A 17205-nucleotide genomic window follows, 5' to 3' on the forward strand; every position below is an offset into this window, starting at 1 on the left:
TAATTTAGTGCATTTAAGAACATCACCACTTTAATTATGAATTCTAAGTATTATTTAACCGAGGTTGACAAAATCCCTAAAAGCATCTTTTGCTACCATAATGCTATGGGATCTTCCTTTATAGAACCTCATAGCCATGACAAAGGTCAATTTTTATATACGGAAGGTGGCGTCGTCCATGTCAAGACCAATACCAGGATGTACTATTTACCCGCTAGACATTACATGTGGATTCCAGCAGGTGTGCGACATGCCATTTACCCAAGCTCTCCCAAAGTAATCATGCGTAACCTGTATTTTCCGATAAAAGCTAAGGCTACCGAGTTTTATAAAACCGAAGGCATCTACCATATTAATAAACTAGTCATGGAACTGTTATTATTTACCAAAAACTGGAATGGCGATATAACTAAATCCCAAAAAACAAAATACCCTATTGTACATGCCTTTAAAACACTTTTGGAACAAAGCGTATCACAATCCCTAGCCTTAGAGTTACCACACCCAACAGACAGCAGACTAATAAGCATAACCAATTACCTGTCCGACACTATTGATCAAGAGCATTTGCTACCAAAACTGGCGTCCAATTTTAGTATGACAGACAAATCGTTATATCGCCTATTTAAAAAAGATTTAGGCCTTTCCTTTATTAAATACTACACGCAATTAAGAATCTTTAAGTCTTTAGAGTATTTAGCAAATTCTGATTATAACATTTCTCAGATTGCCAATATGGTTGGCTATAGCAGTCTACCAACATTTAGCAACACGTTTAGTAAGGTTATGGGCAAGCGCCCATCCGAATACAGAAAGTCTAACGAGATTTATCTAGAACACTAACTAATTATCAATAACACGATACCTACTATTATATAAAATTAGTAGTTTTACCGCCAATAATAAACCAACTACAATAATCAAAAACCAAACGATGCTTTTAAAAAAATTACAAAACGCAGTAGTAGGCGCCCTTTTTATACTGACGTGTTCTTGCCAACAAAGTACCAATAACCAACAGGCCAATGACACCGCTTACAAAAAACAATTAGCCGCTAAAGATTCGTTAATCACTATTTTAACAGCTAAAGACTCCGTTATAAATACCCTATCAAAACAATTGTTAGACCAGACAAAAAAGACGGATAGTATTAAAAATTTCAACCTAAACAACTATATAAATGTAGACTACGTGTCTTTTTTATTTAAAGAAACCCCTTTTTTACTAGACAAAAGCGACCTTGTTAAAACCATTATAACAGCACTAGAACTAAACCAAAACAATGTATTGTCTCAAGCGTATGAAACAGGCTTCCCATACACCGCTAAGGACACCTCTAAATACGACATCGATTTTAGCGATAAACTAGATTTGATAAACTACATATGGAACATCGTAGACCGCAGTCCAGAAAGTATAAACACACTATTAACCGACACAGACAAACGTAGCCTGTATGCGCTATTTAAATCAAACACACTATATAAAGATTCGGGAATAGAAGCCCTAGTAAAAGGGTTAATAACTGCTCATGACGAAATTGAAAATATAGAAGAATCTAAACACTACTTTAATAATTTAAAACCACAGCTCTACGATAGTAGCGACAACAGTTATTATGAAGCACGACGCATAGTAGATGAGGATCTGACAACCTCGCATATCAAAGAAGTCCTCTCCGATAAAAATTATAATATTTACTCAGGAAGTAATTCTCATCTCGAACACAGAATTTTTTTCGTGTATTCGTTTTGGGCTAGAAGACAAACCGAAGGTAACCAAGACATCGTATATCAATTATTAAAGGAACTTGACCATAACGTCTCCCCTAACCTAGAGGAATACTAACACGACCTACCATAGATTATAAAAAAACACAAGCCGCCGTTTGTGTTTTTTTATGCCTTTTATTTACCACAATGCGGAATCCCGTAATACCTCTTAAATTAAAAGTCTTAACTTGAAGCCGCTAGTCATCGTCTAAAAAAATACGTAGTTCTACGTATTGTGAGATTGTATTGCTAGTTGTAGCTTAGCTTCTCAAAACTGAAGCTAGAAACAAAAGTGCGGCTATCCCGTAATATTTAGGGGATATGGAGTAGTTTAGTTGCTGTATAACGAGTTGTAGGGCATTTGAAAAACTATGAACAAAGACATTAAGAAACATATTAGAATTCTTGCAGAGAAGTTTAATCATTTAATCGAATATGATAAAGACATTCTTGTTCTTAAAAATCAAATGAATGATATTAGGATATGGCAGGAAGACAAATATGACATAAATGTTTCATTTAACTTGTTAGATAAACACAGACATCTGAAAGTGAAAATTGACAGGACTTATGATGTCTTAATTGAACTGTTACGAAGACAAAAAAACCAAGATGTTGAATTGAACTCTGAAATGATTTTGACTATCAAAGATTGGATTAATGAAGAGGGAGATTTTGCACGACAGCAACTTGAAAATCTGAAAAAAGATTTGAAAACTGAAAATATTAAATATCGTGAATTAGGTGGAAACCGATACGAAGTGGAGTTTTATGATGGGATCTTAATTCTGACTGATGATTTGTGTTTTGCTTCATCTAATGTTATTAAATTATAAAAACTACTGGCCACACCGTATAAAAATAATTGCAGTTTAGTGCTAAAAAAAAGGTAGTTGCCTATTTGCTACGTCTGATTTTCCTTCGGAAAATCCTCGCATACAAACCCGAAACTATTCTTATACATAAACGTTGTGCGTCATTTAAGAAACACCTAAACATTAAAAAAAACATTATGGCATTAGACTTTTCAGAAATATTAGTTGTTGGAGTTTCTTCTAGAGCACTTTTCAACTTAGAAAAAGAAAATAAAATCTTTGAAAAGGAAAATATTGAAGGTTTCAGAAAATATCAATTGGAACACGAAAATGAATTATTAACAGAAGGAACTGCTTTTCCTTTAATCAAAAGTCTATTAAAACTAAATGATATTGCTTCTAAACAAATTGTAGAAGTTGTTGTTATGTCAAGAAACAGTCCGGAAACTGGTGTTCGAGTTCTAAAGTCCATCAAACACTTTAAACTACCGATTACAAGATGGGCTTTTTCAAGAGGCGAACCACTCGAGCCTTTTATAGATGCATTTGATATTGATTTATTTTTATCAAAAGACGAAAAAGAAGTACAAAAAATAAGCGACACGTCCAACTGCGCCACTGCTTTAATTTATGAACCACCAACAGACTACATTCCCGAAATTGATAGAGTAAAATTCGCATTTGATGCAGACGCTGTTGTTTTTTCCGAAGAGTCAGAACAGATTTATAAAGAGCAAGGAATCGAGGCATTTCATAAACACGAATTAGAAAATGAAGATGTACCATTAAATGATGGACCTTTCGCTGAATTATTAAGGAAACTATCTAAAATTCAAGAATTTTTACCAACTACTATAGAGTTAACACCTTTAAGATTAGCGATTGTTACAGCAAGAAACGCACCTAGTCATATGCGAGTTGTCAAAACTCTACGTCATTGGGGAGTTTACGTTGACGAAGCTTATTTTATGGGAGGTTTATCAAAAGATAAAGTTTTAAAAGCATTTGGAGCACATATTTTCTTTGATGACCAAGAAACTCATCTAGATGATTCAAGTAAAGTCGTTCCATCAGGAAAAGTATTATATAAGACCAATTCACCGCTTAAAAAGTACGAAAAAAAGAAAAAGGAAAAATAGTAAGAAAACAATATTTCAATGATTTGGAAAAAACTAATAAACTATTGGTGTGATGAAAAAGGAAGATACGGTCTGACCATTCCTTTTTTAGTTGGAGCTGAAAGAATAAAGAGAGAAATGACGATTGAATCTCTATTAAGAGAAATTAAAGAATCAGATTCAGCTTTTTTAATTAGTGGTTGTGGTGATATAAATGAATATGTAATAGGAACTTACAAAACTGAATACCCTTTCATTAATTCATTAAACAAAATTGATTCTTTAATTCTAAATGATAATGAATTAGAAAAAGTCAAAACGATTGAAGAACTCATTGAAAAAATGGAAATAGAATATCAAGATTTAATAGAAAATGAATTTTATTCTAAAGATTATAATTCTTTTGAATGGATTAATTTCAATGACAATGATTTAGAACTAATAAATAATTTTATAGAATAAAAAAACGCACACACACCAACGTATAAAAATAATTGTGGTTTAGTGCTTAATAAAAAGGTCGTTGCGTGTTTGTAACGTCTGATTTTCCTTCGGAAAATCCTCGCATACAAACCCGCAGCTATTCTTATACATAAACGTTGCGCCTAATTTAAAATCATCATATAAAATTGAAAATTGAAATTACATCAGAAATTGAAAGGTTTAAAAACCATCTGAATCTAGAAGACAATAACCAGATGATTTTTTCTGGAATATTTGGAATTGGAAAGACTTATTTTTTAAAGGAGTACTTTGAACAAAACTCTGAAGACTACGAATTATTTTTACTCTCACCAGTTAATTATTCAATATCAAATAACGATGATATTATTGATTACATAAAATATGATATTGCCTTTGAACTTCTCGGTAAAAATGTAGATTATGAAAAATCAGATTTTTCAAAGTTACTGACAGCTCAATTTTATTTAAAAGACAATTTTTTAGACACTATGTCTCTTTTAGCAAAAAGCGGTGGCAAGATTGGAAAAGCATTTAGTGAAATCTATGAAAATTTAAAAAAACTTGTAAACAATATAAAAGAGCATAACTCTGAATCACAAATTGACGAAAAGAAAGAACTTATTGACTTTTTAAAAGAACTTACAGCAAGAGACAATTCAATTTATGAAGAAAATAGAATAACGGAATTGATTTCTGGGCTAGTCGAAAAACTTAAAGAAAATGAAAAAGAAATAGTTCTTGTAATTGATGATTTAGACAGACTTGACCCTGAACATATTTTTAGAATACTAAACGTTTTTGCTTGTCATTTCGACATTGGAAATTTCACGGAAAATAAATTTGGTTTCCATAAAATTATTCTCGTATGTGATATAGAAAATATTAGGAATTTATTCCATTCAAAGTATGGAACAAAAGTTGATTTCTCTGGCTATATTGATAAATTTTATAGCAGAGAAATACATTATTTTGACAATAAAGAAATTGTTAGTAAATCTGTAAACAAAATACTATCATCCATAAAAATTAAAGGTTCACACGACCACATAATTAACTTAAAAGATAGCAACAGAACAACAACTGTAAATTTTCAAGAGATTCTAGAAGACTTAATTAATAATGATTTATTAAACCTGAGAACTTTACTAAAATTATATGACAAGGAATACTCATTAAAGTTCTTTGATTTTAAGATTGGCCAAAACTATGGAAGAGCATCTAGTTGGCATTTTCAAAAAATATTAATGTTTGATTTTTTGATTTCATTTTATGGTTCAATAACAAGTTTAAGAACAGCATTAGAGAAATTGGCTGAACGAAATCCGACAAAACTGATAGATGATAGACAACTCAGGAGATATGGGGATTTAATTGCCTTAATTGACTATAAAAATCATAAAACATCAGAAGGCGATTTTGAATACATTAACTCTGATTTAAATATTTCCATAAAATATTCAGCAATGAAATATGGACATTGGAAAGATGAGACGACTGCAAACATTAAGGAAGTAACATATTTGGACAAACCTGACATTAAAAGAATGGATCTTCCTTTTTCATTACTTTTAAAAATTGCATTTGAGGAATATTTAAATTTAACGAAAGTAAAAAACTAGGCGCAATCAAGTAGACGGTTCCGACTAAAATGCTCGGAGTGCGCCTTTCACAGCACCGTACGTGCGCAACTTCGTTAGTTCTTTCGCTTCTATTACGACTTACTAATGTTTCAAGAAGTCTGTCCTGAGCATAGCCGAAGGGTTACTCCTGCACACAAGGGACTTGTACTCTCTAGATTAATTATTTACCTTTCGGTAAATCAAAAGAGCCCATACTGGGCATACACACCGTGTAAATAACATAACCAGTTTAGGTATAATTTAAAAGTTTTGATTTCGTTATAAAGGTCGCCAAGTTTTCAATTGGCCATTTAGAAAAATTTAAAGCTATATATGTAAATTTGACGAAGCAATAACTCGTAATGTGACGCTTATGCTCTACATTACGTATCTTAGACTAATCGTTACAACCAATGACCAAAAATGACTGATGAACAAAACATAATATGGAATAAAATTCAAAACTTCGAAATTGACGACATAGATTCTTCTTTTACTTTTACTGATAGATTAGCAAGAGAAAATGGTTGGTCAATGGAATATTCACTGAGAACTATATTGGAGTACAAAAAATTTATTTTTCTAATTGCTATTTCCGATTTCCCTCAAACACCGTCAGACCAAATCGACCAAGTTTGGCATCTCCATTTACTTTACACAGAGTCATATTGGATTCAACTTTGTAAATACACCATAAATAAAAATATTCATCACGGACCTACAAAAGGTTCAGAGGAAAAAACGTTATTTAAAGAACAATATTTAAGAACACTTGAGTTTTATACATCGCTATTTAGTGAGAAACCTCCCAAAGACATTTGGATAGATGCTGAAACTAGATTTAAAGAGATTCATTTTACACGAGTTAACAGAAAGAGAAATTGGATAATACCTAAACTACGTTTAAAAAAATAATGAAAATACTATCCAAAATAACACCCGCAGAAACACTGTTAATTCAAGATGGTTTTTTTGTTGAGTTTAAAGATTTGATGAAATTTACTTTTATAGATTTACTTTTAAAAAAAATAATTAAAATTAAAGAAGTCCATCAAAAACCACATCCTAGAGATAAACACATTAGGACTTACACCTATGTTACTTCAGGTAAAAACTTCAAAAAATACAAACCTAAAAATCACGAATTAATTTATTTAAGTCCATTCAATAAAAATAGATCACTGCAAATACTATTTAAGAATTTTATAAAAATGGCTTACGATAATTCAAACGGGAGTTGGTCTTATAAAAAACTGACAAGAAGCAACATTGAAATAAATCCTTATTTTAAACAAACATCTCTGTTAAATTTATTTAGGATAAATAAACTAACAGCTAAAGGAGTGAAATTAAAAAAAGGAATAACAAACTATTTAAATACTATTGACAACAATATCAACCACCTGCTCCATGAAGATAAGAAAAAAGGGTTAGAACTATTATTAAGCATTGGTGGAAATATATTCTTACTTGAGAATTTAGATTTTCAACTTTTAAAAACAATTGATAAGGAATTATTAAATCAACAAAAAGTATTATACAATGACACTTATAATACAGATAGTGATTGGTGGTTATACATTGGTTTTTTCGAAGATCAGTATATGTTTGACTCCTATTTTGATGATTTTGATGCTACTTTAAATTCTTTTAACTCTGAATTTGACTCTTCTAGCTGTTCTTCTTGCGATAGCGGATGTAGTAGTTGCGGAGGGTGTGATTAAAAAACTAATGGTAATCCGTATATAATCTATTGTTTGCTTCTCGCAGACTTTAATAATCGACAACCATGTACCTAATTAGTTGCTTAAAATACGCTACAAAACACACCAAAAACCGTTGTAAACAATAAAAAAATATGAATAAAATAATTTTAACTTCTATTCTCTTAATCACTTTTATTTGTAAGTTAAGTGCTCAGAATGATTCTATTCCTCAGACAATTGAACAACAAAAAACCGCTAAGAATATAGCTGAAAAATGGGCTACGCTTTTGATCAAAGGAGAAAATATTGATTCGTTGATTGCCATATCAAAAATCCCCTTTGCGCTTGATAGAATAAAGATTTTGAATTCAAAAGAGGAATTGAAGGCATTTTATAATAAAGTAATTGAAAATAAACATAAGCGCATTATGCCTAAAATATCTTCAGAGATAGTTTATTCCAAATATGAAATTATAGAAAAATGTATTCCAATTAATGTTTTAATAATTAAGATAACTCCATTAGAAGGAGATTCAAAAGGAGAAGGAAGTTTAGTGAGCGTAGAAATTTCTGGAAACGATATGAAAATAATTGGGTTTTCCGATTAAATATTACTTACAACACAGTATCTAAAAAAGCGTTAATTTTAGCTAAGTAATAAACGCGCAACATAGTACTTATTAAATGCCCTAGTTTTGATATACTAAATGTTGGCAACAAGCTGAAGAAATGAATAAACTAAAAACAGGAGAATTCTATGGAACACATTACCAAAAATCAGCTTTTGAAAACATTATCATTACAGATACTGAGTACACACATAATAAAGTAGATTGGCATCATCACGAAAACCCATATTTTACTTATCTGCTTCAAGGAAAATTATTTGAATCAAATAAAAAAAAATCTTACTATTTAGAACCAGGAAGTCTTTTATTTCATAATTGGCAAGATGCACATTACAATATTAAACCACCTGAATACACTAGAGGATTTCATATTGAACTAAATGAAAAATGGTTTTCAAATTACAATATTCAAATAACAGATTTTGAAGGGAGTATCAACTTAAAGAATCCTTTAATTAAAAACTTAATGAACAGAGTCTTTATTGAGTCTAAAATAAACGACCAATATTCTAATTTAAGTATTGAAACATCTTTAATTGACATTTTTGGATCTATAAAAAAAACAGAAGAGAAAATTTTAAAAAGGCCTATTTGGGTGAATAATCTTCAAGAACTTCTCTTTGAGGAAAATATTGACTATTCGCTAAAAAATTTAAGTGCCATTTTAGAAATACATCCAATACACTTGTCTAGAGAATTTAGCAGATATTTTGGAACAACGCTTGGCAATTACATTAGATTTATAAAACTTAATAAAGCTTTCTGCTTACTAGCTTCAAATAAGTTTTCAATGACAGAAATCTGCTATAAGTGTGGTTTTTACGACCAAAGTCATTTTATTACTAATTTTAAATCTGTTTATAAAACAACACCTTCTAATATATTGAAACAAATATCTTAAATGTTAATTATATACAATTATAGTCTATTTTAAAAATATATTTTTGCTTCAAATTACAGATATGAAATCAAATTATATTTTAATACTTATTACTTGTTTAACAATATCGTGCAATAACAAATCCAAAAACTCACAGTCGGAAGAAATAGAGATTTTGAGTTTTTCAAAAATTGATGTTTCAAAAAATCACCCTACATCAAAAGATTATTTAGACAACTTCACACTAAACAAAGATGAATTTCTAAATATTCATTTTACATTAGAAGAACCAATTATTCAGAGTCTTCAATTGCTAGCACCAAAACTAACAGAAGATGAACTATTAGAAAAAGGGAGTTTTCAATTTTCGTTTTTAGTAGATGGAGAAACCGTTTATGTAGAAAATTTAAATAAAGGAGCTGGATTAAAAGCATTTAAAACAAAACAGCTTAATCATATAATACGCCTAGTAGCACCAAAACAAATAGATTATTGGGGCTGGTATATGTGGCTTAAATTTATGAAATTAGGTGGTGGACAAGATGCATTTAGTGAAGGCAATCATTCTCTAAGTATAGAAGTAAGACCTTACATAAAACTAGACACATTAAAAGTAGGTGCTCTTTTAGCTAAAGGAAATATTTCTATTGAAGTTCCAGAAATACCAATAGATAAAAATCTAATACCTATTCAAAAAATACAACCCAATAGTGGATGGGAGATATCTAAAGATAATTTTGATAGTAGCAAAATTGAAGCTCTGAATAAAAAAATAGCAGAAGGTCGTTTTGAGAACATTAATGGAATTGTAGTAATAAAAGAGGATAAACTTTTGATTGAGGAATATTTTAATGGCGAAACTAGAGATAGTTTGCATGACCCTAGATCTGTTGGAAAATCAATAGCTTCTACAATGTTAGGAATTGCAATTGACGAAAAATTTATAAAAAACGAAAATGCTTTATTAAAAGATTTTTACGATTTAAAATCATATAAAAATTATAGTAAGGAAAAAGATTCTGTAATGTTAAAATCTCTTTTAACAATGAATTCTGGATTTCTTGGAGATGATAGTGATTATAACAGTCCCGGAAATGAAGAAAATATGTACCCAACAAAAAATTGGGTAAAATTTACGCTTGATTTACCGATGCAAAACAACAAGGTAATTGGAGAGGATTTTGCCTATTTCACAGCAGGTGTTGTAGTTTTAGGTGATATAATTCATAAATCTGTACCTAAAGGGTTAGTTTCTTATGCTGATGAAAAATTATTTAAACCTCTAGGCATTACAAATTATCAATGGGAGTATACACCACAAAAAGTTGGTAATACCGCTGGCGGAATTAGATTGAGAGCTATTGATTTTGCCAAATATGGTCAATTATATAAAAACAAAGGGCTCTGGAAAGCAAAACAAATTTTAAACAAACATTGGGTCGAAAAAAGCTTAGATAAACAAATAAAACAATCAGTTGATGGAGATGCTTATGGGTATTTGTTTTGGAACAAAACCTATAAATATAATAATAATAAAGAATACCAAGTCTCTTTTTGTAGTGGGAATGGAGGAAATAAAATTTTCATATTTAAAGACATTCCTTTTGTTGTCGTTATTACTTCTTCTGCTTATAACAATCCAAGTGCCCACGCTAATACTGACAAAATGATGATTGAGTATATATTACCTGCAATAATAGAAAAATAATAAAGCCAGTTGCCAATCAAGTAGACGGCTCCGACTAAAAGAGTCGGAGTACGCCTTTCGTTTCTATTACGACTTACTAATCCTTTAATAAGCCTGTCCCGAGCGCGGCCGAAGAGTTACTCCTGCGTAGAAGGCACTTGCACTCTCTAGATTAATTATTTACCTTTCGATAAATTAAAAGAGGCCCATGCTGGGCATACACAATGTATATAGAAAATGCTTACTTTAGTGCTTAACCAAAAGGTCTGGTCTTTTTTGTAACGTCTGATTTTCCTGCGGAAAATCCTCGCACACAAAACCGCACTATTCTTATACATCAACGTTGTGCTTCATGCCTGAAAACGAGATAAAAATTTATTATGGAATTAAATTTGGCATATTATCGCAGAAAAGATTGGAAAAAATTCTTAAAAATGATTGACGATAAAGATGCAATGCATGACTCTTGGAATGATTGGCACAAATCATTTTTAAAAACAAAGCACAGTTTGATTTCCAAAGGTTTTATTGTAAACGATTTTATAGTCGATTTGGATAAATTAAAAATATACTGTTCCAATAGAAATTTAAAAATTGACGGAAAAGCTCGATCGCAATTCGTAACCAACATAAAATGAATAAAGAACACATAAGCAAAGTGAAAATTTTATTAACTGAATGGAATCCGTTAGGAAAACAATCCGTTCAGATAACCGACTTAAATAACTATGATACTGAAGCGACTGATATACTGCGGCATATAAAAAAGACAAATACAGTTGAGCGGATAAATAAAATAATAAATACTGTTATGAGTGAAGCTTTCGGAATCCATTTGGAACCCTTTAAATCTAAAATTATTGCGGAACAAATACATTCAATTTTAAACGAAAAATAAAAGTACTTAAGTACAAGCGACTAAACGGCTCCGGCTAAAATAGCTGGAGTGCGCTCTCACACCACCGTGCGTGCGTAACTATGCTGGTCCTTTCTGATCTATTACTATTACACAATAGCCCTCAAGAACGTGTACGGCAGATCACCAAACTGAAGTTTGCTTATAGTACTATAATCTAACAACGGTTTATACAACGACGTAAGATTACATTTATCTTTAGATTATTAAACAGCAGCTTAATTCAATTTTTACTTGTAGCTATATTTTAAGATTAGACATATGAACAGAACCTACAAAATAACAACAATTTTAGTCTCTCTACTTTTTCTAAACGCTTGTCAAGAAAAGTCAACCATTCAAAATGAAATAGAAAGTTTAAATATTAATCGAGCTGATTTCGTGAAAATTGACACCACTTTCTACGAAAATCAATCAATTGAGACACTAAAATTCATTAAGTCTGACAAAGAAAATATTAGACTTTCATTTTACAAGAGCGGAAAAAAGAAATCAATTATTCCAACAAAAGATTCTCAAGTTCACGGAGAATGTACAGATTGGTATGAAAATGGGCAAATCAAATGGAAACGTTTTTATGATGCTGGAAATTCTATTAAACAAAGCACGAATTACAGTGAAAATGGAAATAAGACAAAAATAGACGACTTCACAGATGTCAGTTTCACAGAGTTTTATGAGAATGGCAAACCTATATTTAAAAGGTCTGACAAATTGTATGTTGACTATTACATAAACGGACAAACCAAAGTTAATTTTGTAAAGAAAAATGATAGTTTAACCAAAGTCCAATACTTTAATGAAAATGGAGATGCAGTTTTCACTGGTACAACTGATTCTAAATTTGCTTTATATCAAAACGATTCATTGTTTAATGGAGAAATAACTTGTAAGTTTTTAGATGGTCAAATTTCATTTAATCAAAAGTATATAGATGGAATGCCAGATGGTAAATCCTTTAGTAAGTACGGCAATAGGAACATGGAATATGAAATAGAATTTGAAAATGGAAATGAAATCGGAATACACAAAAGATATTTTTTAAATGGGAAAATACAATCGACTAAAAATAATGATACCAAAGAATATAAAGAATGGGATGAAAAAGGAAATTTAGTTGAATAAAAAACGAAAGTACAATCAAGTAGACTGCTCCGACTAAAATAGGCTGAGTGCGCAACTACGTTGATCCTCTCATCTCCATTACTACTAGCAATACAACTCAGGAACATAAACGGCGGTTCACCAAATTGAACTTACTGTTCCACAAGGTACATATGCTATAAAAATTAAAAATTGGACAGCTTTTCTGTTGTTATGAGCAGTAAATGAAAAAAGACCTACTAGATACTTTTAAATCTTTTAATATGGTAATTGGGCTATATAAAGCTAATTAGGATTTATCTAGTTGGTCAGAATTAGTTGACGACTTAAATCCTGTAAGTCCAACTTTAGGCTCTCCAATTGGGCAACCTTGCGAATAATAATTTAAAAAAAATACAACAATGAAAACAATTTATATAACATTAACTCTACTATTACTAACAACATTAGTTAAAGCTCAAAATCCGATTATTCCTCTTTATCAAGGTAATACTAAAAATGTAGAAAATGCTTATTACAAAGATGTAGATAGTTTACATAATCAATATGTTGGTACTTGGTTATTTACAAATGGAAATGACTCTTTAAAAATAGTATTTAGAAAAAGAACAATGATCAATATTGAAGGTTATTTAGCTAATTATTTTATTGACGAACTAATTGGAGAGTATCAATATATCGAAAATGGAATTAAAAAAGTTAATACTCTTGAAAATATTGATCAAAAATTGATTGGAGATTCTGACTATAATTTATATGCTTACTCATTAATGTGGCCAAACACTTACCCTCAATGTGATGAATGTGCAGTAGATGAAAAAAGAATGGTTATGGCTATAAACGAGCAATCTAAAAGACACCTAACAGGTTTAAGTGATCAGTTTGTGATCAGGCGCTATTTTGATAATGAAATTGAAAAATTAAAAGTCTGGTTCATACTAAGTGGCAATGGTATTGTACTAGATGAAAATACAGGTGAGTTATCAGACGAAACTGGATTTAGTTTACCATATGGAGAGTACACTTTAACCAAACAATAAAAACTAACCACAATCGAGTAGACGGCTCCAACTAAAATAGTCGGAGTGCGCCTCTCACACCATCGTAGGTAAGTAACCACGTTGGCCCTTTCGTCACTATTGTTATTAATAATAGCACTCAGAAACGTATACGGCGGTTCATAAATCATCACACCAAAGGGCTTTTCACCCTTGCAACTTACTAATGCTTCACTAATCCTGCCCTGGGCGTAACCGAAGGGTTACTCCTGCGCATAAAGGACTTGCACCCTAGATTAATTATTTACCCTTCTGTAAATAAAAAGAGGCCCATGCTGGGCACACACAATGTGTAAAAAACATAGGCGTTTAGGCTAACTCCAAAGTTCTGTGTCTATTTATAAAGTCCGCCAAATATAAAATTTGATGTTTAAACGAAAATTAAAACAAAATATTTATATTTAGCTAAGTATCAAACCGAAACGAAAGCGCTTGTCTTCTGCCTTACGTTTATTATACTAAACGTTAACAACAAGTCAACTCACTCAAACGAAAAAAAAATGAGCGTAACAGGAAAGTTAATAATTGACGATAAGGAAATAAATATACTCTCCTTTAGTTTTAGATTCAATCAAATTGCAGATATTAATGGTAAACCTACTATAAAGCCAATATTTCAGGGACTTAAATTAGTCATTGAAACTCGAAAAGATCTAGACTTAGCTGATTGGGCTTTTGCTGCTAACCAAACCAAACAACTAGAATTACGCATTTACCCTGCAATTTTAGGAGGCAAAACTCGTAAACTTTATTTCTATGATTGCCATCTTGTGAACTGGACAAACAACTTTTCATCTACTGGCAATCAACCAATTAGTGAAACTCTAAATATTACTGCTGCTGGTGTAAAAGGTTCTAATTCGACCGTGGAGTATTCTGCATCGTGGAGAACTACTTTTCCTCAACAAGAAGTTGAGCCCACCATTATTGAAAGCGATGAACCTAAGTTTCTTGGATATCATTTTGAAAATAAACAAGGAGAAAAAATACAAGCTGAACAAAAAATAACCTTAGTTATTCAAACAGAAAATGCAGAAGGAGAAACTATTTCGATAAATTTAAATGATGATCGGTTAGATTTTAAATACAATAATAAAGTAATAGAAAACGACACCTTAACAGGCGTAAGCATAACAGGAGAAGAAACAAGAGTAAATTTAATAACCATTTTAGAACAAGAGTAATTATGGCTACTAAAACAGGTAAAGGCGTTGCAAGGTTTGATTCAGGAAAAGGTAATACTATGGGGATTATTTTCCCTACTGTAGCACATCCTAAACCTCAATATGTAGTTGATATTAGTTTAAATACCACTATATACGATGGAGAGTTTGGTTTTGATTGGATGCGCGATGATTGGCTAAAAGAAGAAAGCACCTGTGTAAAAGGTTTGGAGAAATTGAAACAAACTTACACCCCTTTTAATATGGATATTATTAATATTGACACCAATAAACCTTATGGCGATTATTATGCTCCTTGGCTTACAATGTTTCCTAACCATAAAGAAAAAATTGGAAAAGATGTTAAACTATATATTAATACACCTTTTGAGTATATGGCATTAGATGTGCCTTTTGAAGAGGAGGTTAAACTTACCACTAGTAATACTAATTTAAGAGTAGAACCGAACTCTATAAAAATAGACGATCTTGCTAATAGTGCAACTATAACTATCTATTGCGATGATATTTTAACTGAAAATGCAGTAATTGAATTACGATCATCTACAAACAATGCTTTAGTCGGTAAGTTAAATGTCCTAAAAAATGATAACTATAAAGATTTAACAATTAATATACCTATAGTAAAAGCATATATAACAGATGATTCTACTTTTAACAAAGATGTTATAGACACTGAAATAACAAAAGCAGGAGGCTTAGAAGCTATTGAAACATATTTAAATACCAAAAGTTTAAACCAAGCTTTAATACAGGTTAAGTTTCAATATAAGGAGGAAAAAGAAGCTTACGATTGGGGCTTTAGTAAAAGAAGTTTATCACAAGCTAATAAAGGTATTAATCCTAAAAATGATGAAGAAGATTATGATTATATGAAATTTAAAGGTATGATTAAGAATGAAGATACTATGCTGACTGATAGTGGTAAAATTTTAAACTTTTTTCATCATCAATTTAAATTAAAAGGAGAACGTATTGTGTCACTGAAAAACATCATAATATACTTAACCTCTTTACAAGCAGATGAGGCAGGAGGATCTTCTTTTGTATCTCCTTTAAATAATAAACATTGTATAATTTTTAAAAGTAATTTAGCAACTCTATCTTCTTATGCACATGAAATAGCACACACTTTAGGATTAATGCATGTTTTTCCAGAAATTGATAATTCTTTAGAGGAAAGATTAGGAAGTGCTAATAGACAGGTAGTAGTAGATAAAGAATTTATTAGAAATAATGTAAATACTTCTGATGCTAATACTTTATCTTTTGTAAGAAAAAGAATTAAATATTGGGAAGAAAAAGCAAAAGGCTACGAGGTTCTTCTTCAACGCGATTTTTATGCTTTTAAAAAAGGTAGCACTAAAAACATAATGGATTACTCTTCAGCAAAAAGAATCTTTTTTTATAAACATCAAATTCAAACTATACAAAATGAAACTACAGAATATTATCATTAACATATTATTATTCCTATTGATTGGCTGTAAAAGTGTTTCAAGTAGAAAGAAACTTCACGCAATACCTTATTACATAGCCAACATTAGCTCATCAGAGTTAAATATTGAATCTATTGATGATTTTGTCTCAACAAGAAAAGTTAATAAAAGAAGTCAGATTGTAGAAATTAAAAATAAATATGATGAAAGCTATGAAAATATAGTGTCAACTTATACAGAAGCTATAAATATGAAGCCTTTATTTAATCATTCCTTCTCTAAAAATATAAGAATAGGTTCAGAATCTGTAGAAATAGAAAATGGCTACCCTAAAGGAACATATACTGTTAGAGTTTTAAGAGATACGTTATTTTTTACTTTAAAAAAGGTAGATTATATAAAATCAAATATCTCTGGTGAATTAAAAATAATCAATTTTAAAGATAGTCTTTTATATCAAACTACTTTTAAAAAAGGTACTGGCTATTGGAAAGATTACTATTATAAAGAGAGTAAATTACGAGAAGAAGGCAATGTAAAAAACAATTATAAAGAAGGTCTTTGGAAGTATTATAGTCTGTCAGGAGATATTGACAGCACTAAGACCTATACATTAAAAGATGCTGTAGACGTCCGTTACCCTTATTGTTTTTTCAATAAAAACGAGCCTTGTTATTAAAAACAGGTATTACTAACAAGAATCAAAACTTGAAAATTTATAGTAATTTTTAACATGTCATGCTTTTTGTTTTCGCTATTTTTTGTTTATTAAAATCATAAATCACTAATTATTAGTGGTTTAAAAAAACCTT

At 30.6% G+C, this 17205-nt stretch carries 18 protein-coding genes; all 18 read left to right on the top strand.

What is annotated here, in order from left to right; all coding sequences use genetic code 11:
- Nucleotides 1–36: 36 nt before the first annotated feature.
- Entirely contained in the window at nucleotides 37–843 is an 807-nt protein-coding gene (locus tag E9099_RS05770) for an AraC family transcriptional regulator (RefSeq protein WP_136582743.1), read from the top strand.
- Between the two features lie 91 nt (nucleotides 844–934).
- The gene (locus E9099_RS05775; RefSeq protein WP_136582744.1) at nucleotides 935–1849 is read left to right on the top strand and encodes a hypothetical protein; all 915 of its coding nucleotides are present in this window, start codon (nucleotides 935–937) and stop codon (nucleotides 1847–1849) included.
- A 295-nt stretch (nucleotides 1850–2144) separates the two neighbouring features.
- A complete protein-coding gene (locus tag E9099_RS05780; protein ID WP_136582745.1) occupies nucleotides 2145–2609 on the top strand; it encodes a hypothetical protein in 465 nt (154 codons plus the stop codon).
- A gap of 176 nt (nucleotides 2610–2785) precedes the next feature.
- Complete coding sequence (locus E9099_RS05785) at nucleotides 2786–3727, top strand: 5'-nucleotidase (protein ID WP_136582746.1); 942 nt, start codon at nucleotides 2786–2788, stop codon at nucleotides 3725–3727.
- Between the two features lie 18 nt (nucleotides 3728–3745).
- Nucleotides 3746–4168 (top strand): hypothetical protein, encoded by a 423-nt coding sequence (locus E9099_RS05790; RefSeq protein ID WP_136582747.1) that lies wholly within the window; start codon nucleotides 3746–3748, stop codon nucleotides 4166–4168.
- Between the two features lie 167 nt (nucleotides 4169–4335).
- Nucleotides 4336–5790: a P-loop NTPase fold protein gene (locus tag E9099_RS05795; RefSeq protein ID WP_136582748.1), complete on the top strand. Its 1455-nt coding sequence runs from the start codon at nucleotides 4336–4338 to the stop codon at nucleotides 5788–5790.
- A 423-nt stretch (nucleotides 5791–6213) separates the two neighbouring features.
- Nucleotides 6214–6705, top strand: coding sequence for a glycine-rich domain-containing protein (locus tag E9099_RS05800; RefSeq protein ID WP_136582749.1), 492 nt, complete (start codon nucleotides 6214–6216; stop codon nucleotides 6703–6705).
- Entirely contained in the window at nucleotides 6705–7514 is an 810-nt protein-coding gene (locus E9099_RS05805) for a hypothetical protein (RefSeq protein WP_136582750.1), read from the top strand. The genes E9099_RS05800 and E9099_RS05805 overlap by 1 nt, the downstream gene beginning before the upstream one ends.
- A gap of 134 nt (nucleotides 7515–7648) precedes the next feature.
- Nucleotides 7649–8104, top strand: coding sequence for a hypothetical protein (locus tag E9099_RS05810; RefSeq protein WP_136582751.1), 456 nt, complete (start codon nucleotides 7649–7651; stop codon nucleotides 8102–8104).
- 121 nt (nucleotides 8105–8225) lie between these two features.
- Complete coding sequence (locus E9099_RS05815; protein WP_136582752.1) at nucleotides 8226–9026, top strand: helix-turn-helix domain-containing protein; 801 nt, start codon at nucleotides 8226–8228, stop codon at nucleotides 9024–9026.
- 154 nt (nucleotides 9027–9180) lie between these two features.
- Complete coding sequence (locus E9099_RS05820) at nucleotides 9181–10713, top strand: serine hydrolase domain-containing protein (RefSeq protein WP_240788960.1); 1533 nt, start codon at nucleotides 9181–9183, stop codon at nucleotides 10711–10713.
- Nucleotides 10714–11072: 359 nt separating this feature from the next.
- A complete protein-coding gene (locus E9099_RS05825) occupies nucleotides 11073–11330 on the top strand; it encodes a hypothetical protein (protein ID WP_136582754.1) in 258 nt (85 codons plus the stop codon).
- A complete protein-coding gene (locus E9099_RS05830) occupies nucleotides 11327–11590 on the top strand; it encodes a DUF1871 family protein (RefSeq protein ID WP_136582755.1) in 264 nt (87 codons plus the stop codon). Before E9099_RS05825 ends, E9099_RS05830 begins: the two co-directional genes overlap by 4 nt.
- 279 nt (nucleotides 11591–11869) lie before the next feature.
- Entirely contained in the window at nucleotides 11870–12733 is an 864-nt protein-coding gene (locus E9099_RS05835; RefSeq protein WP_136582756.1) for a hypothetical protein, read from the top strand.
- Nucleotides 12734–13113: 380 nt separating this feature from the next.
- The gene (locus tag E9099_RS05840) at nucleotides 13114–13752 is read left to right on the top strand and encodes a DUF6705 family protein (RefSeq protein WP_136582757.1); all 639 of its coding nucleotides are present in this window, start codon (nucleotides 13114–13116) and stop codon (nucleotides 13750–13752) included.
- A 518-nt stretch (nucleotides 13753–14270) separates the two neighbouring features.
- A complete protein-coding gene (gene tssD / locus E9099_RS05845) occupies nucleotides 14271–14954 on the top strand; it encodes a type VI secretion system tube protein TssD (RefSeq protein ID WP_136582758.1) in 684 nt (227 codons plus the stop codon).
- Nucleotides 14955–14956: 2 nt separating this feature from the next.
- Nucleotides 14957–16414 carry a hypothetical protein gene (locus tag E9099_RS05850; RefSeq protein WP_136582759.1) on the top strand — a complete coding sequence of 486 codons (1458 nt, stop codon included), beginning with the start codon at nucleotides 14957–14959 and terminating at the stop codon, nucleotides 16412–16414.
- On the top strand, nucleotides 16389–17072 hold the full coding sequence (locus tag E9099_RS05855) for a hypothetical protein (protein WP_136582760.1): 684 nt from the start codon (nucleotides 16389–16391) through the stop codon (nucleotides 17070–17072). Before E9099_RS05850 ends, E9099_RS05855 begins: the two co-directional genes overlap by 26 nt.
- Nucleotides 17073–17205 lie beyond the last annotated feature (133 nt).

The organism is Psychroserpens sp. NJDZ02 (assembly GCF_004843725.1).
Lineage (GTDB): Bacteria > Bacteroidota > Bacteroidia > Flavobacteriales > Flavobacteriaceae > Olleya.

What these genes read in the sequence shown, in the direction of transcription:
- E9099_RS05770 (WP_136582743.1), top strand. Translation starts at nt 37, where the DNA reads ATGAATTCTAAGTATTATTTAACCGAGGTTGACAAAATCCCTAAAAGC.
- E9099_RS05775 (WP_136582744.1), top strand. Translation starts at nt 935, where the DNA reads ATGCTTTTAAAAAAATTACAAAACGCAGTAGTAGGCGCCCTTTTTATA.
- E9099_RS05780 (WP_136582745.1), top strand. Translation starts at nt 2,145, where the DNA reads ATGAACAAAGACATTAAGAAACATATTAGAATTCTTGCAGAGAAGTTT.
- E9099_RS05785 (WP_136582746.1), top strand. Translation starts at nt 2,786, where the DNA reads ATGGCATTAGACTTTTCAGAAATATTAGTTGTTGGAGTTTCTTCTAGA.
- E9099_RS05790 (WP_136582747.1), top strand. Translation starts at nt 3,746, where the DNA reads ATGATTTGGAAAAAACTAATAAACTATTGGTGTGATGAAAAAGGAAGA.
- E9099_RS05800 (WP_136582749.1), top strand. Translation starts at nt 6,214, where the DNA reads ATGACTGATGAACAAAACATAATATGGAATAAAATTCAAAACTTCGAA.
- E9099_RS05805 (WP_136582750.1), top strand. Translation starts at nt 6,705, where the DNA reads ATGAAAATACTATCCAAAATAACACCCGCAGAAACACTGTTAATTCAA.
- E9099_RS05810 (WP_136582751.1), top strand. Translation starts at nt 7,649, where the DNA reads ATGAATAAAATAATTTTAACTTCTATTCTCTTAATCACTTTTATTTGT.
- E9099_RS05815 (WP_136582752.1), top strand. Translation starts at nt 8,226, where the DNA reads ATGAATAAACTAAAAACAGGAGAATTCTATGGAACACATTACCAAAAA.
- E9099_RS05825 (WP_136582754.1), top strand. Translation starts at nt 11,073, where the DNA reads ATGGAATTAAATTTGGCATATTATCGCAGAAAAGATTGGAAAAAATTC.
- E9099_RS05830 (WP_136582755.1), top strand. Translation starts at nt 11,327, where the DNA reads ATGAATAAAGAACACATAAGCAAAGTGAAAATTTTATTAACTGAATGG.
- E9099_RS05835 (WP_136582756.1), top strand. Translation starts at nt 11,870, where the DNA reads ATGAACAGAACCTACAAAATAACAACAATTTTAGTCTCTCTACTTTTT.
- E9099_RS05840 (WP_136582757.1), top strand. Translation starts at nt 13,114, where the DNA reads ATGAAAACAATTTATATAACATTAACTCTACTATTACTAACAACATTA.
- tssD (WP_136582758.1), top strand. Translation starts at nt 14,271, where the DNA reads ATGAGCGTAACAGGAAAGTTAATAATTGACGATAAGGAAATAAATATA.
- E9099_RS05850 (WP_136582759.1), top strand. Translation starts at nt 14,957, where the DNA reads ATGGCTACTAAAACAGGTAAAGGCGTTGCAAGGTTTGATTCAGGAAAA.
- E9099_RS05855 (WP_136582760.1), top strand. Translation starts at nt 16,389, where the DNA reads ATGAAACTACAGAATATTATCATTAACATATTATTATTCCTATTGATT.